This window comes from Arthrobacter sp. CP30, assembly GCF_053470025.1.
In genome coordinates this window covers 188,549-214,026 of record NZ_JBQEMM010000001.1, presented here as the reverse complement: position 1 = coordinate 214,026, position 25,478 = coordinate 188,549, and the positions used below count along the sequence as shown (strand labels likewise).

At 70.2% G+C, this 25,478-nt stretch carries 22 protein-coding genes; 20 read left to right on the top strand and 2 right to left on the bottom strand.

Annotated elements, in window-relative coordinates; translation table 11 throughout:
• The first annotated feature begins 72 nt into the window (after positions 1–72).
• The 3 genes from ACTIMO_RS00980 to ACTIMO_RS00970 all read left to right on the top strand — a co-directional run bounded on the left by ACTIMO_RS00980 (position 73) and on the right by ACTIMO_RS00970 (position 4,575).
• Positions 73–1,059 (top strand): helix-turn-helix transcriptional regulator, encoded by a 987-nt coding sequence (locus ACTIMO_RS00980; protein ID WP_448181178.1) that lies wholly within the window; start codon positions 73–75, stop codon positions 1,057–1,059.
• A gap of 103 nt (positions 1,060–1,162) precedes the next feature.
• Positions 1,163–2,215, top strand: coding sequence for an NAD(P)-dependent alcohol dehydrogenase (locus tag ACTIMO_RS00975; RefSeq protein ID WP_448181177.1), 1,053 nt, complete (start codon positions 1,163–1,165; stop codon positions 2,213–2,215).
• A 290-nt stretch (positions 2,216–2,505) separates the two neighbouring features.
• A complete protein-coding gene (locus ACTIMO_RS00970; RefSeq protein WP_448181176.1) occupies positions 2,506–4,575 on the top strand; it encodes an ATP-binding protein in 2,070 nt (689 codons plus the stop codon).
• 52 nt (positions 4,576–4,627) lie between these two features.
• Here the strand turns inward: ACTIMO_RS00970 and ACTIMO_RS00965 are convergent, their stop codons facing one another.
• Positions 4,628–5,710, bottom strand: a complete 1,083-nt coding sequence (locus ACTIMO_RS00965) for an NAD-dependent epimerase/dehydratase family protein (protein ID WP_448181175.1) — start codon at positions 5,708–5,710, stop codon at positions 4,628–4,630.
• A 147-nt stretch (positions 5,711–5,857) separates the two neighbouring features.
• Between ACTIMO_RS00965 and ACTIMO_RS00960 the strand changes: the two genes are divergently transcribed.
• The 7 genes from ACTIMO_RS00960 (at position 5,858) to ACTIMO_RS00930 (ending at position 13,802) form a co-directional block, all read left to right on the top strand.
• Entirely contained in the window at positions 5,858–6,949 is a 1,092-nt protein-coding gene (locus ACTIMO_RS00960; RefSeq protein WP_448181174.1) for a YihY/virulence factor BrkB family protein, read from the top strand.
• Between the two features lie 94 nt (positions 6,950–7,043).
• Positions 7,044–8,069 carry a glutathione S-transferase family protein gene (locus ACTIMO_RS00955; protein ID WP_448181173.1) on the top strand — a complete coding sequence of 342 codons (1,026 nt, stop codon included), beginning with the start codon at positions 7,044–7,046 and terminating at the stop codon, positions 8,067–8,069.
• A gap of 133 nt (positions 8,070–8,202) precedes the next feature.
• The gene (locus ACTIMO_RS00950; protein ID WP_448181172.1) at positions 8,203–9,276 is read left to right on the top strand and encodes a FecCD family ABC transporter permease; all 1,074 of its coding nucleotides are present in this window, start codon (positions 8,203–8,205) and stop codon (positions 9,274–9,276) included.
• A 77-nt stretch (positions 9,277–9,353) separates the two neighbouring features.
• On the top strand, positions 9,354–10,349 hold the full coding sequence (locus tag ACTIMO_RS00945; protein WP_448181475.1) for a FecCD family ABC transporter permease: 996 nt from the start codon (positions 9,354–9,356) through the stop codon (positions 10,347–10,349).
• Position 10,350: 1 nt separating this feature from the next.
• A complete protein-coding gene (locus ACTIMO_RS00940) occupies positions 10,351–11,313 on the top strand; it encodes an ABC transporter ATP-binding protein (RefSeq protein WP_448181171.1) in 963 nt (320 codons plus the stop codon).
• Positions 11,310–12,362 (top strand): siderophore-interacting protein, encoded by a 1,053-nt coding sequence (locus tag ACTIMO_RS00935; RefSeq protein WP_055767086.1) that lies wholly within the window; start codon positions 11,310–11,312, stop codon positions 12,360–12,362. The genes ACTIMO_RS00940 and ACTIMO_RS00935 overlap by 4 nt, the downstream gene beginning before the upstream one ends.
• A 381-nt stretch (positions 12,363–12,743) precedes the next feature.
• Positions 12,744–13,802, top strand: coding sequence for a M23 family metallopeptidase (locus ACTIMO_RS00930; RefSeq protein ID WP_157365730.1), 1,059 nt, complete (start codon positions 12,744–12,746; stop codon positions 13,800–13,802).
• Positions 13,803–13,892: 90 nt separating this feature from the next.
• Here ACTIMO_RS00930 and ACTIMO_RS00925 read toward each other — a convergent pair whose 3' ends face one another.
• Positions 13,893–14,891 carry a diacylglycerol/lipid kinase family protein gene (locus ACTIMO_RS00925; protein ID WP_448181170.1) on the bottom strand — a complete coding sequence of 333 codons (999 nt, stop codon included), beginning with the start codon at positions 14,889–14,891 and terminating at the stop codon, positions 13,893–13,895.
• 81 nt (positions 14,892–14,972) lie between these two features.
• Here ACTIMO_RS00925 and ACTIMO_RS00920 point away from each other — a divergent pair, with 81 nt between their 5' ends.
• From ACTIMO_RS00920 to ACTIMO_RS00875, 10 genes are all read left to right on the top strand, one after another.
• On the top strand, positions 14,973–15,755 hold the full coding sequence (locus ACTIMO_RS00920) for an SGNH/GDSL hydrolase family protein (RefSeq protein WP_055767094.1): 783 nt from the start codon (positions 14,973–14,975) through the stop codon (positions 15,753–15,755).
• 175 nt (positions 15,756–15,930) lie between these two features.
• Entirely contained in the window at positions 15,931–16,527 is a 597-nt protein-coding gene (locus tag ACTIMO_RS00915) for a MarR family winged helix-turn-helix transcriptional regulator (RefSeq protein ID WP_422390689.1), read from the top strand.
• Positions 16,528–16,571: 44 nt separating this feature from the next.
• A complete protein-coding gene (locus ACTIMO_RS00910) occupies positions 16,572–17,714 on the top strand; it encodes a glucose-1-phosphate adenylyltransferase family protein (RefSeq protein WP_448181169.1) in 1,143 nt (380 codons plus the stop codon).
• 304 nt (positions 17,715–18,018) lie between these two features.
• Positions 18,019–18,255 (top strand): 50S ribosomal protein L28, encoded by a 237-nt coding sequence (gene rpmB / locus ACTIMO_RS00905; RefSeq protein ID WP_043441573.1) that lies wholly within the window; start codon positions 18,019–18,021, stop codon positions 18,253–18,255.
• Positions 18,255–18,422: a 50S ribosomal protein L33 gene (gene rpmG / locus ACTIMO_RS00900; RefSeq protein WP_019481734.1), complete on the top strand. Its 168-nt coding sequence runs from the start codon at positions 18,255–18,257 to the stop codon at positions 18,420–18,422. Before rpmB ends, rpmG begins: the two co-directional genes overlap by 1 nt.
• Before the next feature lie 2 nt (positions 18,423–18,424).
• The gene (gene rpsN / locus ACTIMO_RS00895) at positions 18,425–18,730 is read left to right on the top strand and encodes a 30S ribosomal protein S14 (protein WP_026545363.1); all 306 of its coding nucleotides are present in this window, start codon (positions 18,425–18,427) and stop codon (positions 18,728–18,730) included.
• A 283-nt stretch (positions 18,731–19,013) separates the two neighbouring features.
• Positions 19,014–19,292: an HU family DNA-binding protein gene (locus ACTIMO_RS00890; protein ID WP_055767099.1), complete on the top strand. Its 279-nt coding sequence runs from the start codon at positions 19,014–19,016 to the stop codon at positions 19,290–19,292.
• Between the two features lie 130 nt (positions 19,293–19,422).
• Positions 19,423–21,573: a cytochrome c oxidase assembly protein gene (locus ACTIMO_RS00885; RefSeq protein WP_448181168.1), complete on the top strand. Its 2,151-nt coding sequence runs from the start codon at positions 19,423–19,425 to the stop codon at positions 21,571–21,573.
• On the top strand, positions 21,570–23,552 hold the full coding sequence (locus ACTIMO_RS00880) for an NHL domain-containing thioredoxin family protein (RefSeq protein WP_448181167.1): 1,983 nt from the start codon (positions 21,570–21,572) through the stop codon (positions 23,550–23,552). The genes ACTIMO_RS00885 and ACTIMO_RS00880 overlap by 4 nt, the downstream gene beginning before the upstream one ends.
• An 823-nt stretch (positions 23,553–24,375) precedes the next feature.
• A complete protein-coding gene (locus ACTIMO_RS00875) occupies positions 24,376–25,470 on the top strand; it encodes an SDR family oxidoreductase (RefSeq protein WP_448181166.1) in 1,095 nt (364 codons plus the stop codon).
• Positions 25,471–25,478 lie beyond the last annotated feature (8 nt).

Sequence of the window (25,478 nt, the reverse complement as noted above, 5' to 3'; positions counted from 1 at the left end):
CTACCCGGGTCCTATCCGTGCAGGTACCAGCAGGGCCTCCCACACCGATCCGATCCCGCCTACCGTGGAGGGGTGAGCACCCAGAGCGACATCCAGGACTTCCTGACGTCGAGGCGCGCTCGCATCACACCGGGCCAGGCCGGCCTGGCCGCGTTCGGTACCAACCGCCGTGTGCCCGGCCTCCGCCGCGAGGAGGTGGCGATGCTCGCCGGCGTCAGCGTCGACTACTACGTCCGCCTCGAGCGCGGCAACCTGTCCGGAGTGTCCGACGGCGTCCTCGAGTCCCTCTGTGCCGCACTGCAGCTCGACGACACGGAACGTACCCACCTCTACCATCTCGCCCGTTCCGGCACCACGGAGGTGCGCGCACGCCGGCAGCCGGCGTCGCGCCGGGTCCGCCCGAGCGTGCAGCGGTTGCTGGACACGATGGTGGGCGCTCCGGCGGTGGTGCAGAACGGCAGGCTGGACCTCCTCGCCGCGAATCACCTGGGCCGCGCGCTCTATGCGCCGCTGTCCGACGGCGCCCGGGGCCCCGCCAACTACGCCCGCGCCACCTTCCTCGACCCGCGGTCCAGGGACTTCCTCGGCAACTGGGAGCGGGCGGCCGACGACTGCGTCGCCCTGCTCCGGCTCGAAGCCGGACGCAACCCGCAGGACCGCGAACTGACGACCCTGATCGGCGAGCTGGCCACGCGCAGCGACACCTTCCGCGTACGCTGGGCCGCGCACAACGTCCATCTCCACACCACGGGGTCGAAGACCTTCCGGCACCCGGTGGTGGGTGAGCTCACCCTCACCTTCGAGGGCCTGCAGCTCGCCGCGGACCCGCACCTCACCCTCTTCGCCTACACGGCCGAACCCGGCTCTCCGTCGTCGGACGCCCTGGCGCTCCTCGCCAGCTGGAGCGCGCACGAGCGTCCCGGCACCGTCCCGGTCGGTGACAGCTCCGGCGGCCCGGCGGAGGTGCTGCCCGGCGACGGCGGACGCACCGACGGGTCGCGGTCCGTGCCTGGCGCCGTCCGGCTTCCTCCGGGCCGTTCCGTCGACGACGACGGCTAGACCGAGCGGCTCCCTTCCCGTGTCCCGGGTCGGGCAGCCCGCACCCCCGAGATCCACGGCCGGCGGTCCCGCCTGCCGTTCCGACATCCTCCAGGAGGAACCCATGACCACAGTCCACGCCTACGCAGCGCCGTCCGCCACGGATCCGCTCGTCCCCACCACCATCGAACGCCGCGAGGTCGGCGCACGCGACGTCCTCATCAAGATCGCCTACGCCGGGATCTGCCACTCGGACATCCATACCGTGCGGGGGGAGTGGGGGCCGCAGCAGTACCCGTTGACCGTCGGCCACGAGATCGTTGGTGTGGTCGAGGAGGTCGGCTCCGAGGTCACGCGCCACCAGGTCGGCGACCGCGTCGGTGTCGGCTGCATGGTGAACTCCTGCGGCGAGTGCGCCAACTGCGCCGAGGGTGAGGAGCAGTACTGCCTCAAGGGAAACGTCGGCACCTACGGCGCGAAGGACCGCGACGGCACCATCACGCAGGGCGGCTACTCCACGCACGTCGTGGTCGTCGAGAACTTCGTCCTCTCGGTCCCCGAGAGCATCCCCTACGAGGCTGCGGCTCCGCTCCTGTGCGCCGGCATCACCACCTACTCGCCGCTGAACCACTGGAACGCCGGTCCCGGCAAGAAGGTCGCCGTCGTCGGACTCGGTGGCCTCGGCCACATGGCCGTGAAGATCGCCCATGCCATGGGCGCCGAGGTGACCGTCCTGTCGCAGAGCCTCAGCAAGCAGGAGGACGGCAAGCGCTTCGGAGCCACCGACTACTTCGCGACGAGCGACCCGGAGACCTTCGAGAAGCTGGCCATGAGCTTCGACCTCATCATCAACACGGTGAGCGCGAAGATCGACCTCGACGCCTACCTCTCACTCCTGCGGCTCAACGGCACCATGGTCAACGTCGGGGCTCCGGCTGATGCGCTGCCCCTGCACGTGTTCACGCTGTTCAACCAGCGTCGCTCCTTCGCCGGTTCCGGGATCGGCGGCATCCGCGAGACCCAGGAGATGCTGGACTTCTGCGCGGAGCACAGCATCGCCCCCGAGGTCGAGGTGATCTCGGCCGAGGCCATCAACGAGGCCTACGAGCGCGTCCTGTCCTCGGACGTCCGCTACCGCTTCGTCATCGACACGGCGACGCTGGGCCAGGCGGGCTAGGGACCCGGATCGGGGCAGGCGCCGGCCGCCCTGCCGGACAGCGCGAGCCATCGACCGATGGCTCGCGCTGTCCGCGTTCGGTCCGCTGTGGACGGCGCCGGTCCCCACCCGTCCCGGAGCTGTCCCCGAGCTGTCCCGGACCACCTTGCGGCCCCTCGCCGTACGCCGTGCGGCCCTCGTGCCGCAGAGGACCCCACGGCGGACACCGGCCGGGACGGCCAACCAGTAAGCTGAGGTCCACGGCGGCCCTGCTCAGAGGGCGGACGGCAATTCTTCGGACGGGTAGTGGGATGGGCGAGGGGCGGATGCACGGGGTCGCGGGACGGCTGGCAGCGCTGTCGCCGACGACCCTGCATCTCCTGTTCGGTCCGGTGCTGGCCGCAGCCGCAGCCTTCGGCCGCAGCACGAACCTCGAGTCCTCGGGCCTCGCCCTGGTCTGGCCCGCGGCCGGTATCGCGTTCCTGTGGAGCCTCTGGGGATCGCGGTCCAGGCTCGACTTCACCGTCTCCCTGGTCGCCGCCTTCCCGATCCTCGCCTCGGTCAATCTCCTCACAGGTCTCAGCCCGTCCCTCGGCTTCGCCGTGGCCCTCGGCAGCATCGCCCAGACGGCCGCCGCCGTGGTCCTGTTCCGCCGATTCATCCCCGGACTCGAGATCCGGACCGTGGGGGACTACCTCCGCCTCGGATCCATCGCGATCGCGGCCTGCTCCGTCGGCGCCCTCGCGATCGTCGTGGGCAGCGCGATCGACGGATCCGCCGATCCCCTGTCCGCCTTCGTCCCGTGGCTGGTCCGCCACGGCGTCTCGCTCACCGGGATCGGATCGCTTGGCGTCGTGATCGCCTCGAGCATCAGGGCCAGGGCTGCGGGCCAGACACCTCCCTCGCTCCCGTCCGCCCGCCGTGCCGAGTACGCGATGCTCGCCGTCGTCTCCGTGGTCCTCTACGTCGCGACCTTCGGGGCCGGTACGGCGCTGCCCATCGCTTACACCACCATCCCGGCGCACATGTGGGCCGGACTCCGCCTCCGTTCGGGCTGGGCGATGCTCCATGGCCTGGTCAGCGGTGCCTTCCTCGTCTTCTTCACCCTCGAGCGCCGGGGGCCCTTCCAGGACCTGGACCCCGGCATCGCCGCGTACGTCGCGCAGTCCTTCATGTTCATCGCCTTCTCCCTCTCCGCCGTGCTGGCACTGAGCATGGATGAGCGGCGCCGCCTCATCTCCCGTCTCTACCGGGCCAACGCCGAGGCGAAGGCCGCCGCCGATCTGCGCGACCTCGTGATCGGCCGGATGAACGACGGCGTCCTGGTGGCCGGCGCGGACAAGCGCCTGATCTTCCAGAACGCGACGAGCGAGCGGTGGCTCGGCGGCGGAACCGCGCGTCCGGGCGAGGTGTGGCGGCGCGACTACACGGTCACGACGCCGGACGGGCAGCAGCTCCACGACGACGCCAACCCGCTGACCCTGGCACTCCAGGGCGTCGTGACCGAGCGGATGGACCTCGACCTCACGCACTGCTCGGGTGAGGTCATGCACCTGTCCGTCGACGCGATGCCGCTGCCGGGCGAGGGCGGCGCCGTCGTCGTGCTGCGCAACGTCACGCACGAGCGCCTGTACGAGCGGGATCTGGGGCGGTTCGCGTCCGTGGTGGCGCACGATCTCCTCACGCCGCTGACCGTGTTCGACGGCTGGTTGGAACTCCTCGAGGATCCGGACCTTCCCGCGGACGAACGCCGGGCCAGCATCGAGCGGCTGCAGCAGGCGAGCCTGCGCATGCGGACGCTCATCCGGAACCTGCTCGCCTACAGCCTCGCGAAGGAGGAGCGGCTCACCGCCTCACGGATCGACGTGGGCCGGATGGTGGAGGGGATCATCGACCTCCGGACGGCGCTGCCGGGCACACAGCTCCCCGAGGTGTCCTTCCACGTCGACGCACCGCACGCGGTCTACGCCGACGAGCGGCTGTTCCTCCAGCTCATGGAGAACCTGGTGGGCAACGCGATGAAGTACGGCCGGACCGACGGGACGGGCGAGGTGACGGTGACCACGACGTCCGAAGCGACGTCCGGCCGCACCCTCGTGCGCGTGCGGGACAACGGCATCGGTGTCCCGGACGCCGACCTCGACCGCGTGTTCGAGGAGTTCCACCGGTCCGAGAACGGGCTCAGCCAGGCGTCGGGGACGGGGCTGGGGCTCGCGATCTGCCGACGTATCGCGGAGAGCCACGGCGGATCGATTGTCGTCCGGAACGTCGAGGAGGGCGGCGCGGAGTTCACCGTCAGCCTGCCGGGTACGGCCGCGCAGCTACCCGAGGGCATCCCCTTCGTCGAGGCGGAGGGCTCGCCGCGGGTCTCCGCTTCCTGACCGGACCAGGGGCCCCGGAGGCTCCTGCCCGGAGTCGCCCCGCGCCGGGACCTCAGGCCGCGGACCGCGGGTACAGCTTGGGGGACGCACCGCGGCCCCACCCTCCCCGCAGCCCGGCCAGCACCTCGGCCATGGCCTCGCGAGAGGAGCGCCGCGCTTCCCAGCCGAGCACGGAGCGTGCCCGCGAGGTGTCCATGACGGGGCACTGGGAGGCCATGTCGATCCACCCCGGGTCGGTGCGCTGGACACCCAGCCCCCACGACGCCCCGACGATCCACCGGAGCACCCGTACGGGGAACCCGGTCACGCGGCGTGCGCCGAGGAGGTCGGCGACCCGCTCCGGCGTCAACTCGGGCTCCGCTGCGATGTTGAAGGCACCTGACGCCCGCCGGGCCACGACGCGCCAGTAGGCGTCGGCGACGTCGTCGGCATGGACCGCCTGGAACACGAAGGCCCGGGGAATCGGCAGGAGGGGGAGGGGGATCCGGCCGAGGACGATCTTCGGCACGAGCGGACCGAGGAAGTAGCGGCTGATCTCGCTGCCCGCCGCCCCCTGGAAGATGAGCCCCGGCCGCAGCCGGGCCACGGGGATCTCCGGGTACTCCGCCTCGAAGGAATCGAGCAGCCGTTCCTGCTCGGCCTTGTGGCGGCTGTAGTGGGACGTCCCGATACCATCCGTGGGCCATGACTCGTCCCTGCGGGTCTCCTTGTCCGACGGCGAATACGCCCCGACGGAGGACGCGCACACCACGTGCCGGACTCCTGCGGCGCCCGCCGCGGCCAGTACGTTTGCCGTGCCGGTGACGTTGGTGCGGTGCATGAACGCCTCGTCGCGGTTGGGCTGGATGGCCCAGGCCAGATGCACGACGGCGTCGATGCCGTCGAGCGCCCGCGTCAGGGCCTCCCGGCCCTCGTCCGTGCCGATGTCGATGGCGTGCCAGTCGATGCCGTCGTACGGTGCCCCGCCGGTATCGGGGATGGTCCGGGCGACGGCCGTGAGCGAGATGCCGCCCGTGTCCTCGGCGGTGTCGTACCCTGAACGCTGAATGGACTCGCGGTCCCGGGCGGCGCCCTGCAGCCGGGTGAGCAGGGCCGTGCCGACGTTTCCGGTGGCGCCGATGACTGCTATGCGCATGGGTGGCTCCTGTGACTCGAGGTGTCACGGGCGCGGGGTGCGCCCATGGGGACTGGACTACTAAGTAAGCTTATGGTGCAGTTGAAGCAGACGTACAGCCGTAAGCACGCCCCGCTCCGATTCCGGGGCCGAGACCTGGAGGATTCCGTGAGCAGCAACAGCAGGGTGAGCAGCGCGTCGCGCAGTGACGCGGCCGAGAAGGCGCGGAACGCGCCGGATCCCAACGATCCGCGCAAGCCGGACGATCCGAAGGACGTCAGGAAGCCGGCGTGGAAGTACGTGTTCAAGCGGTCCCTGAGCGAGTTCGGCAAGGACCAGTGCACCGATCTGGCAGCGGCGCTCACCTACTACGCCGTCCTCGCCATCTTCCCCGGCATCCTGGCGCTCCTGTCCCTCCTCGGTCTGTTCGGGCAGGCCCAGAGCACCACGAACCAGGTGCTGGAGATCGTCGGTCAGTTCGCGCCCCGCGATACGCTCGAGACGATCCGGCCGACGATCGAGGGCCTCGCCTCCAACCAGGCCGCCGGTCTCACGTTCGTCATCGGACTCGCGGGTGCCATCTGGTCGGCATCGGGCTACGTCAATGCCTTCTCCCGCGCCATGAACCGGGTCTACGAGGTCGAGGAAGGTCGCGGGTTCCTCAAACTGCGCCCGCAGATGCTCCTCGTCACGATCGTCGTCCTCGTCCTGATCGTGATCATGGGCCTCATGCTCGTCCTGTCCGGTCCCGTGGCGGAGGCCGTCGGCAACACGATCGGTCTCGGCAGTACCGCCGTGACCATCTGGAACATCGCCAAATGGCCCGTCATGGTGCTCTTCGCGGTGCTCATGATCGCGGTGCTGTACTACGGGTCCCCGAACATCAAGCAGCCCAAGTTCCGCTGGATGAGCCTCGGCGGCCTGATCGCCCTGCTGGTGCTCGCCATCACCACCGCGGCGTTCTCCCTCTACGTGGCGAACTTCGGCAGCTATGACAAGACCTACGGCGCCATCGCCGGGGTCATCGTGCTGCTGCTGTGGATCTGGCTGGCCAACCTGTCCCTGCTGTTCGGTGTCGAGTTCGATGCCGAAATGGAGCGCGGACGCCAGTTGCAGGGCGGTATCGAGGCCGAGGAGACCATCCAGCTTCCCCCGCGGGCCTCCAAGGCTGCGGAGAAGAAGCAGGAGAAGCACCTCAAGCTCGTCCGTGAGGGACGCGAATTGCGTGAGAAGTACGGACGGGATTACAGCAGGCAGTAGCGGCTCCCGCCCCGCTTCGGCATCCGTTCCACCAGGAGGCCCGGTCGTCACCGCAACCGGGCCTCCTGTCCGTCAGCACACCTAGACTGGCGGCATGACCGACACGCAGCAGTCCGAGCAGCAGTCCGAGCAGCAGTCTGAGCACAGCACCAGAGGGTCCTACGTCACCGGTGGTAAGGAGTTCACGCGGGACACGCAGTACATCGAGACGAGGATCACGAGGGACGGCGCCGACGGCTACCCCGTCGAAGCGGGTCGCTACCGCCTCATCGCCGCACGGGCCTGCCCCTGGGCCAACCGCACGATCATCGTCCGCCGTCTCCTCGGACTGGAGGACGCGATCTCCCTCGGCACCCCGGGACCCACCCATGACAGCAGGTCCTGGACCTTCGACCTGGACCCGGACGGCAAGGATCCCGTCCTCGGCATCGAGCGCCTGCAGGAAGCATTCTTCAAGCGGGACCCCGACTACTCGCGCGGCATCACCGTGCCGGCCGTCGTGGACACGACCACCGGCGCCGTGGTCACCAACAACTTCCCGCAGATCACCCTCGACTTCTCCGGCGAGTGGAAGGACTTCCACCGTGAGGGCGCTCCCGACCTCTACCCGGAATCACTCCGGGAAGAGATCGACACGGTCAACAAGCGGGTCTTCACGGAGGTGAACAACGGCGTCTACCGATGTGGGTTCGCCGGGTCGCAGGAGGCCTACGACGCCGCCTACGACCGCCTCTTCACCGCACTGGACTGGCTGGAGGAACGGCTGACGAACCAGCGCTTCCTCGTCGGGGACACCATCACGGAGGCCGACGTCCGACTGTTCACCACCCTCGTGCGGTTCGATCCGGTCTACCACGGCCACTTCAAGTGCAACCGGAACAAGCTGACGGAGATGCCGGCCCTCTGGGGCTATGCCCGCGACCTCTTCCAGACGCCCGGCTTCGGCGACACGATCGACTTCGAGCAGATCAAGCAGCACTACTACATCGTCCACGAGGACATCAACCCAACCGGGATCGTGCCGAAGGGTCCCGACCTCGCCGGGTGGACCACGCCGCACGGGCGCGAATCCCTCGGTGGCAGGCCCTTCGGGGACGGCACCCCGCCGGCTGCGGTGTAGGTCGCGGAGGGGTTGCGGACGAGGTGCCCCCGCAGCCCCTCGCGGCCCGGATTAGGGAACAAACTCGTTTCTTAATTGTCCGGAGCCTAGGCTAGCCTTACTTCAGACCGATCGTCCGTCCGAGGGAGGCACCATGGCAGTCCAGGCCTCCGCCGTGCGCCCCGCTCCCTCCACCGGTCCCCGGCCGGCCCCGGCCCTCCGCCGTCGGTCCTCGACGCCGCGGAACCTCGTCCGGCTGGGTGTCGCGGCGCTCGTGCTGCTCGCCGTCAGCATTGCCTCGCTCACCATCGGGGCGCGATCGGTCGGCATCGGCACCATGATCGACGCCGTCACAGCCTTCGATCCATCGAACGGCGAGCACGCCGTCGTCCTCTCCCGCGTCCCGCGCACCATCGTCGGGCTCCTCGTCGGAGCAGCGCTCGCCACGGCGGGCGCGGCGCTGCAGGGCGTCGCCCGCAATCCGCTGGCCGACCCGGGCATCCTCGGGATCAATGCCGGGGCCTCGCTCGCCGTCGTCATCGGGATCTACGTGTTCGGGCTCAGCAGCGCCTCCGGCTACATCTGGTTCGCCTTCGCCGGGGCGGGTGCGGCCGCCCTCACCGTCTACGCCGTGGCCAGTCTCGGCCGTGAGGGCGCGACGCCGGTCAAGCTCGCCCTCGCCGGCGCGGCCCTCGCGGCCGGCCTCGGCAGCCTCACCAATGCCGTCCTCGTGTCCAGCCAGGAGACCCTCGACGCCTTCCGCTTCTGGCAGGTGGGCACCCTCTCTGGCAGGGGGTGGGACGTCATCGGCGCGGTCACGCCCTTCCTCCTCGGCGGGCTCGTGCTGACCCTCGCCACGGGCAAGGTGCTCAACAGCCTGGCGCTCGGCGACGACGTGGCCCGCGGCCTCGGCCAGAACGTCGGCCTCGCGCGCGGAATCACGGCGCTCGGCGTCGTCATCCTCTGCGGCGCGGCGACGGCGGCAGCCGGGCCCATCGCCTTCGTGGGGCTCGTCATCCCGCACATGGTGCGGCTCGTAGCGGGCCCCGACTACCGCTGGATCCTCCCCTTCTCCGCCCTGCTCGGGCCGGTTCTGCTGCTCGGTGCGGACATCATCGGACGCGTGATCCTCCCGCCGGGCGAGGTCCAGGTGGGCATCATGACCGCCGTCGTCGGCGCACCCGTCTTCGTCTGGCTCGTGCGGCGCCGCCGGATGGCCCAGCTGTGAGCGCCCTCCAGCAGGCTCCCGCGCCCGCCGGGCAGGGTCCCGCCGGGGTCCGCAGCTCCTCGCCGGTTGGCGCCCGGGTGCAGCGCCGGCGGAGCACGGCCCGCCGCGTGGCAGCGGCAGCGTTCGCCGTCACCGTCCTGTTCGCCGTGAACGTGCTGCTCGGGACCTACACCGTGACCATCCCCGACTTCCTCCGCATCCTCGGCGGGGCGGACATCCCCGGAGCCAGCTTCATCGTGCTGGAGAACAAGCTCCCCCGTGCGGTCATCGGCCTCCTCATCGGCGTCGCGTTCGGCGTCTCGGGCGCCGTGTTCCAGACCATGCTGCGGAATCCGCTCGCAAGCCCGGACATCATCGGGATCAGCTACGGTGCGAGCGCCTCGGCCGTGGCGGCGATCGTCCTCTTCGGTGCTGCAGGTGCCGCGGTCTCGCTCTCGGCGCTGGTCGGGGCGATGGTGGTGGCCGCGGCGATCTACCTCATCTCCCGACGTGGCGGCGTGGCGGGGTACCGGCTCATCCTGGTGGGCATCGGGTTCGCCGCCGTCATGCACGCGCTCGTCAGTTTCCTCATCACCCGCACGGATCTCCGTACCGCCTCCGAGGCCGTGCTCTGGCTCAACGGATCGCTGAACTCGAGCACTTGGGACCGCGTCGTGGTGCTCGTCGCCTCCCTCCTGGTCCTGCTGCCGGCCGCAGTCGTCCTGTCGCGCAGCCTGCAGGGTCTCGAACTGGGCGACGACGCCGCGGCGGGCCTCGGTGTCCGCGTCGAGGCATCGAGGCTCGGACTGATGTCCACCGCCGTCGCCCTCGCCGCGGTCGCGACCGCGGCTGCCGGCCCGGTGGCGTCCATCGCGTTCCTGTCCGGCCCGATCGCGCGCCGGCTGCTCGGCAACCGACCATCGCTCGCGATGGCGGGACTCGTGGGCGCGGTGATCGTCCTCGCCGCGGACTTCGTCGCGGCGAACCTGATCGACGGCACCTCGCTTCCCGTCGGTGTCGTCACCGGCGTGCTGGGAGCGCCGTTCCTGCTGTGGCTGCTCGCCACGGCCAACCGCAGAGGCCAGGGAGGCTGAGATGATCCTTCGCCACGAACCGGCGGCGCATCCGCCGCGCACCACCTCTGCGGCTCCCGGTACCGCGCCGGACACGCTGTCCGCCGAGGCGCTCACGCTCGCGTACGACGAGCGCACCGTCGTCGACAAGCTCTCGCTGGAGCTGCCCGCGGGCAGGGTCACGGTCATCGTCGGGGCCAACGCCTGCGGGAAGTCCACCCTGCTCCGGGGCCTCGCCCGGCTGCTCAAGCCCGTCACGGGCAGTGTCATCCTCAACGGCACGGACATCCACGCCCGGTCCACCAAGGCCGTGGCCCGCGTCCTCGGTCTGCTCCCGCAGACACCGGTGGCACCGGACGGCATCAGCGTCGCCGACCTGGTGGGGCGCGGCCGCTACCCGCACCAGGGCTGGTTCCGCCAGTGGACCCCCGAGGACGACGACGAGGTCACCGCCGCGCTCGAGGCCACCGACACGCTGGCCCTCGCGGACCGGAACGTCGACGAGTTGAGCGGCGGCCAGCGCCAGCGGGTCTGGATCGCGATGGCGCTCGCGCAGCAGACCGGTATCCTGCTGCTCGACGAGCCCACCACCTTCCTCGACGTGACGCACCAGGTCGAGGTCCTGGATCTCATCACCGACCTCAACCGCCGATCAGGCACCACCGTGGTGATGGTGCTGCACGACCTCAACCTCGCAGCCCGGTATGCGGACCACCTCGTGGCCATGCGCGACGGCCGGATCGTGGCGCAGGGGCCGCCGTCGGACGTCGTGACCGAGCAGACGGTCTCCGGGGTGTTCAACCTCGAATGCCGCGTCATCGAGGACCCGGTGTCCCACACCCCGATGGTCGTCCCCATCGGCCGGCACCACGGGGCGGCGCCGGCCCTCCACCTTCCGTCCTCCCCGGGCGGCCGCGAGCCGTCACGGGGGTACCGACCCAATCCGCAGGACACCGTTCCTGCACGAGTGGAGGCAGCATCATGACCGACGTGACCGAGCGGACCGCGAGGCGGACCGCTTCCGACACCGAACCGATGGTCCTGGCCTTCGACGTCGTCGTCACCGCCGTGCAGGACCTGACGGCGTCCTTCCGCCGGATCACCTTCGGCGGTGCGTGCCTGACCTCCTTCGGGGTCGCGGGGGACACCCTCGACCTCCGCATCAAGATCGTCATCCCGTCCGAGGGCCGCGACTGCCCGGACATCGCCGGCATGATGGCCGGTGGGTCGGCGTCGAGCTGGTACCAGACCTGGCTCGGCCTGGACGCCGGGGAGCGGGGTTCCATGCGGACCTACACCGTGCGCGCAGCACGCTGCGGCGGCGAGCGGCCGGAGATCGACGTCGACTTCGTCCTGCACCTCGACGCCGACGGGCGTGGCGGGCCCGCCGCCGAATGGGCGGCCGCGGCACAGCCGGGCGACCGCGTCTGCGTCATCGGCCCGAATTCGTCCGCGGCGCAGTGCGCGACGGCGGGGGCCTACGGTGGGATCGAGTGGAGTCCGGGCCTCGCGCAGCACGTCCTGCTGGCGGGGGACGAAACCGCCGTCCCGGCGATCAGCGCGATCCTCGAGTCGCTGCCGGAGGACATCACCGGCCACGCCTTCCTCGAGGTCCCCGACGCGCGGGACATCCAGGACATCCGCACCCGCTCCTCGGTCTCCATCACCTGGCTCACCCGTGACGGGTCGTCCCACGGCGAAGCGCTCGATGCAGCGGTCCGTGACGCCGTCAGGGTCCCCGGCTGGGTCTCGCTCTCCGGATCGGGTGCAGTGAGCGGTGGCAGCGAGCCCGAGGAGGTGGACATCGATCGGACGATCCTGTGGGAGACACCGCAGCTCCTGGAAGCGGCCATCGTGAAGTCGACGGTCAATCCCGAGAGGTTCCCCGGCACGCAGCCGTTCTATGCCTGGATCGCCGGCGAGGCTGCTGTCGTCCGTGGCCTGCGCCGCTACCTCGTGCGGGACGTCGGCGTGGACCGGAAGCAGGTCGCGTTCATGGGCTACTGGCGCAAGGGTCGCGCGGAGCTGTCCTGACCCGGATCGGAGCCTCCGACCGCAGGTTTCGCCGGGCTTTTCCGCAGGAATCCGGAGCCGAACCGGAGTATCACAGATGATCCACAGGCGGGGTAACGGAATTGTAACTTCGCCCGTGGTGCCCTAGGGTTTGAGCAGCCACAGCAGCTTTCTCCCCCAGGTCCGCACGCCCGACCCTGTCAGCGGACCGCTGAACACCCTGTGACAGGGGCGGAGGAGCCACGGACCGGCGGCAGATGCCGCACCATCCGTGTCCCCCTCGCGGTCTAGTCGGCGCACGCCCTCCGCGGCTTTTCGCGGTGCTGCCGTGCCGACGAGCCGGATCGAGTCCTGCTCCGATCCGCCAACCGACGTCGCGGGCGTCCTGAAAGAGGTCAGTCGTTGAGCCAGACGGTCATGCCCGGTCGCCGCCGTGCGTCCGAGGGGCGCGCGCACCAGCAGGACACCCATCGGCGTCGCGCCGACCAGCACCCCGCCGATCCTTCCCAGACCGCCCGACGGATGACCCCCGTCCTCCCCACCCCTGCGGCCCGGGCGTCCGAGGTGCCCGCCCCCGCGCGGATCCCCGCTCAGACGTCCGAACGTCCTCCCACGACCCTCCCGTCCCGTCGGGCCCTCCGCGCGGCCCGGTCCGCGGACACGGCCGCGCCGCCGATCCTGCCCTCCCGTCGATACCTGCGTGAGGCCGCATCGGCCCCGGCGGGCGGACGTGCCACGGCGCCGCGGACCGCCGGAGGGCACCGCGCGGGCGGCCGCACCACGCGGCTGGAGCGGCTGCGGGGCAACGCGGCCACGGCCGGGATCGTCCTTGCCTCGGCAGGCCTGGTGATGGGTGCTGTCGCGCCGGCCGCCCAGGGCACCGCCCCCCAGGTCGCCACGGACGCCCCTGCGATCCCGGCGCCCCGGGTCTCCCCGGCCGTCACCGCTCCCGCCGATGCGGCGGTGACCTTCGGCCTCGTCGCAGCAGGTCCGGCAGCGGACGGCATCGCTCCGAGCATCGTCACGGCGCGCGCCCTCTCGGCGTCGCTCACACCGGCAGCGAAGGAGCGCAAGGCCTTCAGCGTTCCCGTGGACAACCCTGTCGTCGCCTCGACCTTCGGCTACCGCATCAACCCGCTGGGCGGATCGGGCGAGGAACTCCACACCGGCCAGGACTATGCGAGCGCCTGCGGGGCGGCCGTCAAGGCCGCCGACGCCGGCACGGTCGTGGACTCCGGCTGGCACGCGTACGGCGGCGGGCAGCGCATCGTGATCGACCACGGCGACGGCCTCAGCACCACCTACAACCACCTGAGCGTCCTCGACGTTGCCGCGGGCGCACGGGTGCAACGCGGCGACCTCCTCGGCGCCGTGGGCAGCACCGGGAATTCGACCGGTTGCCACCTGCACTTCGAGGTCATGGTCGACGACGAGAAGGTCGACCCCCAGCCCTGGCTCTGATGCCGGAGCCCGTCCGGAGCCCGGAGCCGGCCCCAAAGCCCGGAGCCCGCCCGGAGCCCGGAGCCGAGGCGCGATGCGGCCCGGAACGGGCTAGGGAAGCGGTTCGCTGACGACCGCAGGGTCCTTGTACCCCAGGGGCATCCGGAGCCTGAGCGAATCGGGCTTCACCTCGAAGGCCATGTGCGTGGCCTGGCCGAGGGGATCGCCGTCGAGCTGCACCTCGAGGGGTTCGCGCAGGGTCACCTCCGCGGTACGGCACTGGAAGTACTCGAGGGAGGGGTCCTTGCCCTTGCCCCGGGCGAAGAGTTTGCCCGCCACCGCGAGCCAGCCGAGCGCGCCCTTCGGTGCCACGGTCATGAGGTCCATGAGTCCGTCGTCGATCTTCGCGCCGGGGAAGATCTCGAGTCCGCCCATGATCTTCCCGCAGTTCCCGCCCATGACGCTGCGCAGCCTGCGCTCGAAGGGCTTGCCGCCGTCCACCGAGAGGGTGGTGCGCGTGGGCTTGCCCGGCAGGTTCCGCAGACCGGCATCGACGTAGGCGAGCCAGCCCACCTTGTCCTTCAGGTCGTCCCGGGTGTCGGACATGATCGCGGCGTCGTACCCGATCCCCGCCATGACGAGGAACACGTGTGCGTCCTGCGCCCGGTCGACGGTCACGTGCACGACGTCGATGGTCCGCTCGGTCCCGCGGAACGCGGCCTCGACGGCGGCATCGGGATCATCGACGGCGATGTCCAGGTTCCGGGCCAGGAGGTTGCCGGTGCCGAGCGGGACCAGTGCCATCATGGTCCCCGTCTCCGCGAGCTCCTCCGCGACGCAGCGCACGGTGCCGTCGCCGCCGGCGGCGATCACCAGGTCCACACCGGCGTCGAGCGCCTCGCGTGCCTGGCCGTGGCCCGGATCATCCGCCGTGGTCTCGATCACGAGCGGCTCGTCCCAGCCGTCCTCCTCGGCGATACGCCGGACGGCGCCCACGACGTCGACGTCGGTGGCCTTGATCGGGTTGATGATCAGGGCCGCGCGCCGGCGGGAGGAGCTGCCGGCAGGCGTGGCGTCCGTACGAGCCTCGGGTGGTGCTTCGGTCGGCATGGTGTCCTTCGGCAGGGTGTCAACGGATGGCTTCGTCGAGCTTATCGCGGGGCACCCCGACGTCGAAGGTAATCTTTGGTCGTGACCAACACCTCGCGCTACGTGGCCCTCGGAGACTCCTTCACGGAAGGCGTGGGTGACTGGGACCCCGAATCGCCCAACGGCGTCCGCGGCTGGGCGGACCGCGTCGCCGAGCAGCTGGTCCTGGCGGACCCGTCCTGGGAGTACGCCAACCTCGCCATCCGCGGCAAGAAGATGCGGCAGATCCTCGACGAGCAGATCGACGCGGCACTGGCCCTCGAGCCGACGCTCGTCACGGTGTACGCCGGCGCCAACGACATCCTCCGCCCGCGCATCGACATCGACCTTTTGATGTCGCGGTACGACGACGGCATCGCCCGCCTGCGCGCCTCGGGAGCCGACGTCGTGCTCTTCACGGGCTTCGACGCCTCCGGATCCGCCGTGTTCGGCAGGACCCGCGGACGCACCGCCGTCTACAACGAGTGGGTGCGGGAGATCGCGGACGGGCGTGGTGCGACCATCGTGGACTACTGGCGGCTACGGGAGTTCCAGGACTGGGGCTACTGGGACGTGGATCGCATGCACATGTCGGCCGCGGGCCACACCCTCATGGCGGTGCGGGTGCTCGAGGCCATGAAGGCCTCCCACCGGATCGACCTCCCGGAGCTCGAGGCCCGGCCCGCACTCAAGCGCGCGGAGCAGCTCCGAGCGGACGCCCAGTGGGCCAGGGAGTACCTGAGCCCGTGGGTGGGGCGCCGGCTCCGTGGGGTGTCCTCGGGGGACGACCTGCAGCCCAAGTACCCGGTGCCAGGGCATCCGCTCCGGGCCTCCGTGACCGCCTGAGGGCCTCCTGCGCCGGGCACCGTCGACGCTGGGAGCCGGTTCCCGCGGTGTCGCACCGCGCGGGACCGATGGCCGGCCGTCCGCCCAAAGGACCACGCGGGCACCGCCCCCGCAACCCGGACGGGGCGGTCGCGGAGCCCGGTGGACACCGCCGGCCATGTGCCAGAATGAGCGCATGGCGGCGCATTGGCTCACACCGGACGAGCGGCGGGCGTGGCTGGCACTGTACGCGCTGACGTCGCTCCTGCCGTCGACGCTCGACGCACACCTCTTCCGGGAAGCGCGCATCACCCTGTTCGACTACCACGTCCTCGCCATGCTCTCCGAGTCCGACGGCACCAGCCTCCCCATGAGCGACCTCGCGGCGCGATCGACGGCGTCGCTCTCGCGGCTCAGCCACGTGGTCAAGAAGCTCGAGTCCCGCGGCTGGGTCGCCCGGGTGCCGTCGTCCTCCGACGGCCGGGTGACGACGGCGTCGCTGACCCCGGACGGCCTCCGGATGCTGGAGGACCTCGCCGTCTCCCACGTCGCCCAGGTGCGGAGCACCGTGTTCGACGCCCTCGACGCGCAGGACGTCGCCGATCTCGAGCGGGTGGGCCGGAAGATCCTCCGGCGCCTGGACGGAACGCACTGGATCCTGGCGGAGATCGGGCCGGGCACGGATGGGGTCGAGCCGGATGCTCCCGCGGTGGAGGTCCGGGGCCACCACGCGGTACCCGACGCAGCCGCTGCGGCGTCGCTCCACCAGCAGGTTCACAGCAGCGGTCACTAGGCTGGCGGAGGCCGTTCACGGCCCTGACGAGGACAGGACGGCAGATGGAACAGCAGGGACAGTACCGGCACCAACCCCGGATCCTCGCGATCGTGCTGGCCGGGGGTGCGGGCGGCCGGCTAGGTGTGCTGACGGACCACCGGGCCAAGCCCGCCATGCCGCTCGGAGGGAGCTTCCGGCTCATCGACATCCCGCTGTCAAACCTTCACCACAGCGGGATCTCCGACGTGTGGATCATGGAGCAGTACCAGCCGAAGACCATCAACGACCACCTCCGGAACGGCAGGCCCTGGGACCTCGACCGGACGAGGGGCGGCCTGCTCGTCCTGCCCCCGTTCAGCGGACGCGAGGGGGAGGGGTTCGCCGAGGGGAACGCGGACGGGCTGCTCCGCCAGTCCGCCTTCATCCGGGACTTCGCGCCGGACCTCGTCCTCGTCCTCAGCTCCGACCACCTGTACCGCCTCGACTACCGCGACGTCGTCGACACCCACCTGCGCGCGGGAGCGGCGCTCACCATGGTCACGGTCGACTTCGACGGCGACGCCTCACCGCACGGCGTCGTGACGGTCGACGACGACGGCCGCGTCACCGGGTTCGCGTACAAGCCGGAGGAACCGCAGTCGCGGATCGTCGCCGCGGAGGTCTTCCTCTACTCGGCGGAGGCACTGCTCGAGGCGCTGGACCGACTCGACGGACAGCAGGAGAACCTCGGCGACTACGGGCACCACCTCGTTCCCCACCTGGTCGAGCAGCACGCCGTCGTCGAGCACCGACTCGAGGGCTACTGGCGAGACCTGGGCACGCCGGCCAACTACCTCCGCGCGCATCTCGACCTCCTCGCCGGCAGGGGACCGGACCTCGCCGATCCCGCCTGGCCCATCCTCACCGAGCCGCCCCACGTGGCACCGGCTTTCGTCGGTGAGGGCGCCGTGATCGCAGGGTCGCTGATCACTCCCGGCGCCCGGGTCCACGGGACCGTCCGGAGGAGCGTGATCGGTGCCGGGGCGGTCATCGAGCCCGGAGCCGTCGTCGAGGACTCGGTGGTGCTCAACCGGGTGCGGATCGGGACCGGGGTGTCGGTGCGCTGGGCGATCGTCGACTCGGACGCCGTCGTGTCCGCGGACCGCATCGGCGGCGGCCCGGACGAGCCCGTGGTCGTCGGGCGGGACGGCGAGCCGGGCGACTGACCCGTTTTGGTCAGGCCAGAACCTGTCGGTAGTATGGTAAGGCGTTTGGCTGTGGTGGAGGCCGCCCTGTTCCCAGGACAGGTCGGAATGCGCCCGGCTACCCGTGACTACTAGAATTCAGGGCTGGACCGGCCGCAAGGCCGCCCCGCCTGATCTTCACCGTCTTCCCCGCGGCGAGGCACTCTGGCAGGTTCTCACCCTGCCGGGTACACCTCCGGAAAGCTGCAGTAATAACGGTGTCATTACTGGTGGCGGGACGCTCGACAAGTGATTCCGTCACGTTCATCTAATCTGGAGGAGAGTTATGGCAGCCCACTGCCAAGTGACCGGAGCCGAGCCCGGCTTTGGACACAGCATTTCGCACTCGCACCGCCGCAACAAGCGTCGGTTCGACCCCAACATTCAGAAGAAGCGCTACTACGTGCCTTCCCTTCGCCGTAACGTCACGCTGCAGGTCTCGGCCCGCGGCATCAAGACGATCGACGTGCGCGGTATCGATGCGGTCGTCGCATCGATCCTCGCGAGGGGAGTGAAGCTCTAGTGGCGAAGGACAAGGACGTACGTCCGATCATCAAGCTGAAGTCGACCGCCGGCACGGGCTACACGTACGTGACGCGGAAGAACCGTCGTAACGATCCGGACCGCATGGTCCTCATGAAGTACGACCCCAAGATCCGCAAGCACGTCGAATTCCGAGAGGAGCGCTAAACATGGCCAAGAAGTCAAAGATTGCTCGCAACGAGCAGCGCAAGGTCATCGTCGAACGCTACGCGGCCAAGCGCCTCGAGCTCAAGAAGACCCTCGTCGACGAGAACGCCACGGATGAAGCACGCGAAGCGGCACGCCTCGGCCTGCAGAAGCTCCCCCGCAACGCTTCGCCGGTGCGCCTGCGCAACCGCGACCAGATCGACGGGCGCCCCCGCGGAACGCTCCAGAAGTTCGGCATCTCGCGTGTCCGCTTCCGCGACATGGCCCACCGGGGCGAGCTGCCCGGTGTGACCAAGTCCAGCTGGTAGCAGTTCCCGGGACCCTGCGTCCCAGCAGCACCACCCGCCGCCTCCGGCGGTGACACCACGGAAGCCGGCAACCCCAGGGTTGCCGGCTTCTGTCGTGTCGGGCCCCGAGAAGCGGCGCGCTCGGCCTACGACGGCCGAAAAGAGCCCCGGAAATGCCGTGATTATGCCGAAAAGCCCCGGAAACACGCGGGGCGCGGCGCCCAAGCTGATAGGTTTTCGGACAGAGGCTTTTCGAATACCGCGAAAAGCTCGTTCCGAAGAGTGACGTCCAGGAGGACCTGAAGTGGCTAAAAACCGTAGTGAACTTGTTGCCGAGGTAGCAGCGAAGGCCGACACGAGCCAGGCCGCCGTCAACGGCGTCCTTGACGCCCTGTTCGACGTCTTCGCCGAGTCCGTCGCCAAGGACGAGAAGATCACCATCCCGGGTTGGCTCGCCGTCGAGCGCACCAGCCGCGCAGCGCGCACCGGCCGTAACCCCCAGACCGGCGAGACCATCCAGATCGCCGCGGGCCACAGCGTCAAGCTGACCGCAGGCTCGAAGCTGAAGGCTTCCGCCAAGTAGTCCGCGTCACCCGCTGACTGAACGATCGAGGGGCCGCTGCCATGACGGCAGCGGCCCCTCGTCGTCGGCGCCCGTCCGCCCTCGGCGGCATCCCGCGGAAGATTCGCCCTATTTCTACTCCGGGTAGAGAATGGTGTATGTGTCGACAACTGCGAAGCAACCGCGCGAGACCCTCGCCGCAGCCTCCCCGGAGCGCGCTATCGGAACGGGCTGGCTGGTCCTCGCCGGCGTCGTCGTGCTCGTCTCGCTCGTGGTCGCGCTGTTCTACTCCGGTGCCGCCGCCGCCCGGCAACTCGGTGATCCGGGAGCGCTGACCCGCTGGGGCCTGCCCGTCGCCAAGGTCCTCAACAACACCGCCGCCGCGGCGACCATCGGTGCCCTCGTCTTCGCGGTGATCATGCTTCCGCGCAAGGTCGGGACGTCCGGGCGGAAGCCCAAGGACACCGCGGCCGAGCACCCGGCCTTCACCCGCGTCCTCATGCTGGCCGCCGTGTCCGCGGTCCTCTGGACCATCGGGGCGCTCGGCGTCATGGTCTTCACCTACTCCGACGCCGCCGGCCTGCCCCTGAGCACCGACCCGGCGTACACCCAGGGCCTCGCCGCGTTCCTGACGGACTTCTCCACCGGGCGCGCGTGGCTCGTGACCTCGATCGTCTCGGCGGTCCTCGCCACGCTCCTGTTCGGTGTCCGTTCGCAGACCGGTCTCGCCCTCACCCTGGTGCTCGCCCTGCTCAACCTGCTGCCCATGGCCCTGATCGGGCACTCGGCGAGCGGCGACGACCACAACGCCGCGGTCAACTCGATCGCCCTCCACCTCGTGGGTGTCTGCCTGTGGGTGGGCGGGATCATCTCCCTCGCCGTGGTGAGCGGCAAGCTCGGCGACCAGGCCCTCCCGGTCCTCAGGCGGTTCTCGGCCCTCGCCGGGTTCGCGTTCATCCTGGTCGTGGCCTCGGGCGTGGTGAACGCCAGCCTCCGCATCACCGACCTCGCGCAGCTCAGCTCCGAATGGGGCCTGCTCGTCACCTTCAAGACCATCGCCACGCTGCTGCTCGGCGGCATCGGCTGGATGCACCGGCAGTGGATCATCCCGCAGCTCGGCGCGTCGGGCGGCACCGCGCAGTCGCGGCTCTCCGCGCGCCGGGTCCTGTGGCAGCTCATCGCCGTCGAGCTCGTCATCATGGGTGCGGTCTCCGGCGTGGCGGGGGCACTCGGGCGCACGGCGCCGCCCCGTTCCGAGGTGCTGCCCACCGAGGCCGGCCCCGCCCGCATCCTGACCGGGTACGACCTCCCGCCGGAGCCGACCCTGAGCCGCTGGCTCACCGAGTGGCGGCCGGACTGGCTGTGGATCACCGTGGCCCTGACCTTCGGCGTCGCCTACGTGCTCGGGATGGTCAAGCTGCACCGCCGCGGGGACTCGTGGTCCGTGGCCAAGCTCATCAGCTGGCTCCTCGGCCTCGCCCTCCTGACCTACTTCATCTCGGGCGCGCCCGCCGTCTACGGGATGGTGCTGTTCAGCGCGCACATGGTGGACCACATGGCGCTCACCATGGTGGTGCCGCTCTTCCTGGTCCTCGGCGCACCCGTGACCCTGGCCCTGAAGGCCCTGACCGCGCGCCGCGACGGCTCGCGCGGGCTGCGGGAATGGATCCTGGTGATCGTGCACTCGTGGCCGTCACGGATCATCACGCACCCGCTGTTCGCTGCCGGCAACTTCGTCGCGTCGATCATCGTCTTCTACTACTCGCCCCTCTTCGGGTTCGCCCTGCGCGAGCACGTCGGACACGAGCTGATGATCACGCACTTCCTCATCACCGGCTACATCTTCGTGCTGTCGATGATCGGTTCGGATCCCGTGCCGTTCCGCGCGCCCTACCCGATGCGCATCCTGCTCCTCTTCGCGACCATGGCCTTCCATGCCTTCTTCGGCGTCACCCTGATGGGCTCGACCTCGCTGCTCGAGGCCTCCTGGTTCGGCAACATGGGCCGCGACTGGGGCGCATCGGCCCTGGCGGACCAGCAGGTGGGCGGAGCGGTCACCTGGGGCGTCGGCGAGATCCCGACGCTCCTGCTCGCCATCGGCGTCGCCGTCGTGTGGTCGCGCTCCGACGCGCGGGAGACCAAACGCAAGGATCGTGCCGCGGACCGGAATAACGACGCCGACCTGACGGCTTACAACAGCATGTTCGCCGACCTCGCCGCACGCGATGCCGGGAACCGCCGCCCCGCCCAGCAGCCGACCGCGCGCGCCACAGCCGGAGACACCGCAGGAGACAACGAATGACCGAGACCACCGTCCGCACCGGCTACCGGGTGCGCGGCTCCGCGCTGACCGGCCGCAACTGGCTGAACACCGGCGGCAGGCAGCTGCAGCTCGAGGACCTGCGCGGCAAGATCGTGATCCTCGACTTCTGGACCTTCTGCTGCATCAACTGCCTCCACGTCCTCGACGAGCTGCGGCCCCTCGAGGAGCAGTACTCGGACGTCCTCGTGACGGTCGGCGTGCACTCGCCGAAGTTCGAGCACGAGGCCGATCCGGTGGCCCTCGCCGCCGCCGTCGAGCGCTACGACATCCACCACCCCGTCCTCGACGACCCGGAGCTCACCACCTGGCAGGCCTACACGGCCCGGGCCTGGCCCACCCTCGTGGTCATCGACCCCGAGGGCTACATCGTGGCGCACCTCTCCGGGGAGGGGCACGCCGCCGGGCTCACATCGCTCGTGGAGGAACTCGTCGCCGAGCACGAGGCGAAGGGCACGCTGCACCGCGGCGACGGCCCGTACGTGCCGGCGGAGAGCACCGCGGGTGACCTCAAGTTCCCGGGCAAGCTCCTCGCGCTGCCGGCCACCGGCACCTTCCTCGTCGGCGACACCGGCCACCACCGCCTCGTCGAACTCGAGGCGGATCTCGTCACGGTGCGCCGCACCATCGGTTCGGGCAGCAAGGGTTTCCACGACGGCAGCGCCTCCGACGCCCAGTTCAACGAGCCCCAGGGCCTCGCGCTCCTGCCAACCGTGCTCGCGGCGGAGGTCGGGTACGACGTCGTCGTCGCCGACTCCGTGAACCACCGCCTGCGCGGTGTCACCCTGGCCACGGGCGAGGTGCGCACCCTCGTGGGGAACGGCACGCAGCGCCTGCTCGACGCCGGTAACCACACCAAGACGGGCCGGCAGGAGAACGCACACGAGGTCGGCGCGGAGGGCGAGACGCCGCGCCTCACTGAGACCCAGCTCGGCACGGATGCCCTGAAGGTCTCGCTGTCCTCGCCGTGGGACGTGCTGTACTCGTCGGTGCTGGACCGCGTGGTCGTCGCGATGGCGGGGACGCACCAGATCTTCGCCTACGATCCCCGCAGCAACGCCGTCGAGGTCCTGGCCGGCACGGGACTCGAGGGCCTGCTCGACGGCGATGCCTCCGCGGCGTGGTTCGCGCAGTCCTCCGGGCTCGCCGAGGACGCCAACGGCACCATCTGGATCGCCGACTCCGAGACGTCCGCCGTCCGGCAGCTGTCCTTCGTCGAGGTCAACGGCCGCCGGCGCGTCCAGGTCCAGACCGCGATCGGGACGGGACTGTTCGACTTCGGCTTCCGCGACGGCGATGCCGACCAGGCGCGCCTCCAACACCCGCTCGGCGTCAGCGCCCTGCCCGACGGGTCCGTCGCGATCGCCGACACCTACAACGGCGCGGTCCGCAGGTACGATCCGGTGACCCGCCAGGTCTCCACGCTGCTCCGTGGGCTGTCCGAGCCCTCCGATGTGCTGGTCGACCTCACGCCCGTCGCCGAGGGCGGCGACCCGCTGCTCATCGTCGTGGAGACGAACCGGCACCAACTCGTCCGCGTACCGCTGCCCAAGGAGGCGCTCGCCGTCCACGAGGGCGCGTCGCAGACCCAGCGTCCGACGTCGCCCATGTCCGCCGGACCCGTGGCGCTGACGGTGCGCTTCACGGCGCCGAAGGGCCAGAAGCTCGACGACCGCTGGGGTGACCCGACGCAGCTGAAGATCAGCGCCTCTCCCGAGTCCCTGCTGGTCTCGGGCGGCGGAACGTCCACCGGACTGACGCGGGAGCTCGTGCTGGCCGCGGATGCCGGGGAGGGCGTACTGCACATCACGGCGCGGGCGGCGTCCTGCGACGGCGAGCCGGGAGGGGAGATCCCCGACCACGCGGCGTGCCACCTGTACCAGCAGGACTGGGGCATCCCGGTGACGGTCACGGCCGACGGCGACACCGAGCTGACCCTCGACCTCCGCGGACTCGACTGATCCCAGCGCTCCTCAGCCGGACCAAGGGCACCTGCTACGGCGGGTGCCCTTCGTGCAAGCCTGGGTGCTGGGTGCTAGGTGCTAGGTGCTAGGTGCTGGGTGCTGGGTGCTGGGCAACAATCGGGCGGCTGGCACCCAGTGGTGCGTCCAGGCCGGGGCGCGAATCTGTCCGCCCAGCCGTCCGCGTGCCCGGCTTCGGGGGCGTTGCGACCTCCTTCGTCCCACTGACCGCCGTCAGTCAGTGGGAATATGCGCTCATTCCCACTGACCGGGTCCGGTGAGTGGGACGAAGCGCACCCTGCAGGGGCGGTACACGACGCTACTGGCTCCGCGGTTCCCCTCTCGGAAGCGGCAGCCCCTGCGATTCCGGATGTAGACGTCATCGTTCTCTTGCAGGTGATCCGCCCCGCGATCCTGGGCGCAGGCTTCATCCTTCACGTGCACCGCTTCCCCGACCATCCCGGACGGAGTGAGCCTTCCCTCCCACTGACTGCCGTCGGTCGGTGGGAATATGCGCACATTCCTACGAGCCGGGTCCGATGAGTGGGATGGAGCTCTGTGAGCCCGACGGAATATCGACCGCGCAGCGTGACTTGTCGCAGGGGAAGGGCAGACGCGCCCGCCTGGGTTGTCGCAATCAAGGAGGGGCGCTTGCCCGCACAGGACAACGTCCGCGTATGACAGTCCGCACTGGACAACGTCCGCGCATGACAGCCCGCATGGGACAGCCAGAACAGGACGCCCCGCACCGGACAAGGGCTGCACGGGACGATGCCGCACAGGATGAAGCCGCGCCGCTGGACGGCGCAGGAGGAGAGCACGCATGACCATCGACACCGGAACGAACCAGCACGACGGACAGCGCACCGCACTCGTGGTGGGAGCCACGGGTATCGCGGGCTCCGCGCTCGTCGAGAAGCTCGCCGGGGACGGCTGGCCGGTCCTGGCCCTCTCCCGCAGGCCCGGCCAGGAGCGCGACGGCGTCCGCTGGCTGTCGGCGGACCTCACCTCGGCCGATTCCCTCGTCGAGGTGCTCGCGCCGGAGAGTCCCACACACGTCTTCTTCACCGCCTGGTCCCGACGCGACACGGAGGAGGAGAACATCCGCGTCAACGCGGGGATGCTGCGCGACCTGCTCACCGCACTGCACGGCAAGGAGGTGGCCCACGTGGCCCTCATGACCGGCATGAAGCACTATCTCGGGCCGTTCGAGTCGTACGGCTCCGGTGACATGGCGGACACACCGTTCCACGAGGAGGAGCCCCGCCTGCCCTCGCCCAACTTCTACTACGCGCAGGAGGACGAGCTGTTCGCCGCCGCCGCCGAGCAGGGTTTTACGTGGAGCGTGCACCGGGCGCACACCGTCCTCGGCTACGCCGTCGGCAACGCGATGAACATGGCGCTCACGCTCGCCACCCAGGCCACCCTGTGCAGGGACGCGGGTGAGCCGTTCGTCTTCCCCGGGTCGGCGCAGCAGTGGAACGGCCTGGCGAACGTGACGGATGCGGGCCTGCTCGCCGAGCACATGGTGTGGGCCTCCACCACCCCCGCGGGCGCCGACGAGGCCTACAACATCGTCAACGGAGACGTCTTCCGGTGGCGGTGGATGTGGCCCAGGCTGGCCGGCTACTTCGGCGTGGAGTGGGAGGGCTTCACGGACGCGCCGCGTCCGCTCGAAGAGGCCATGAGCGGGAGGGAGGGTCAGTGGTCGGCGTTGGCCGAGCGGCACGGCCTCGCCGAGACCTCGCTGGACCGGTTGGCCTCCTGGTGGCACACGGACGGCGATCTCGGCATCGAGATCGAGGTGATCGTGGACATGGGCAAGAGCCGTGACGCCGGCTTCACGGGCTACCGCAGGACGCTCGACGTCCTCACATCGCTGTTCGACCGCTACCGCGCCGAGAACCTGATCCCCTGACCGGAGGC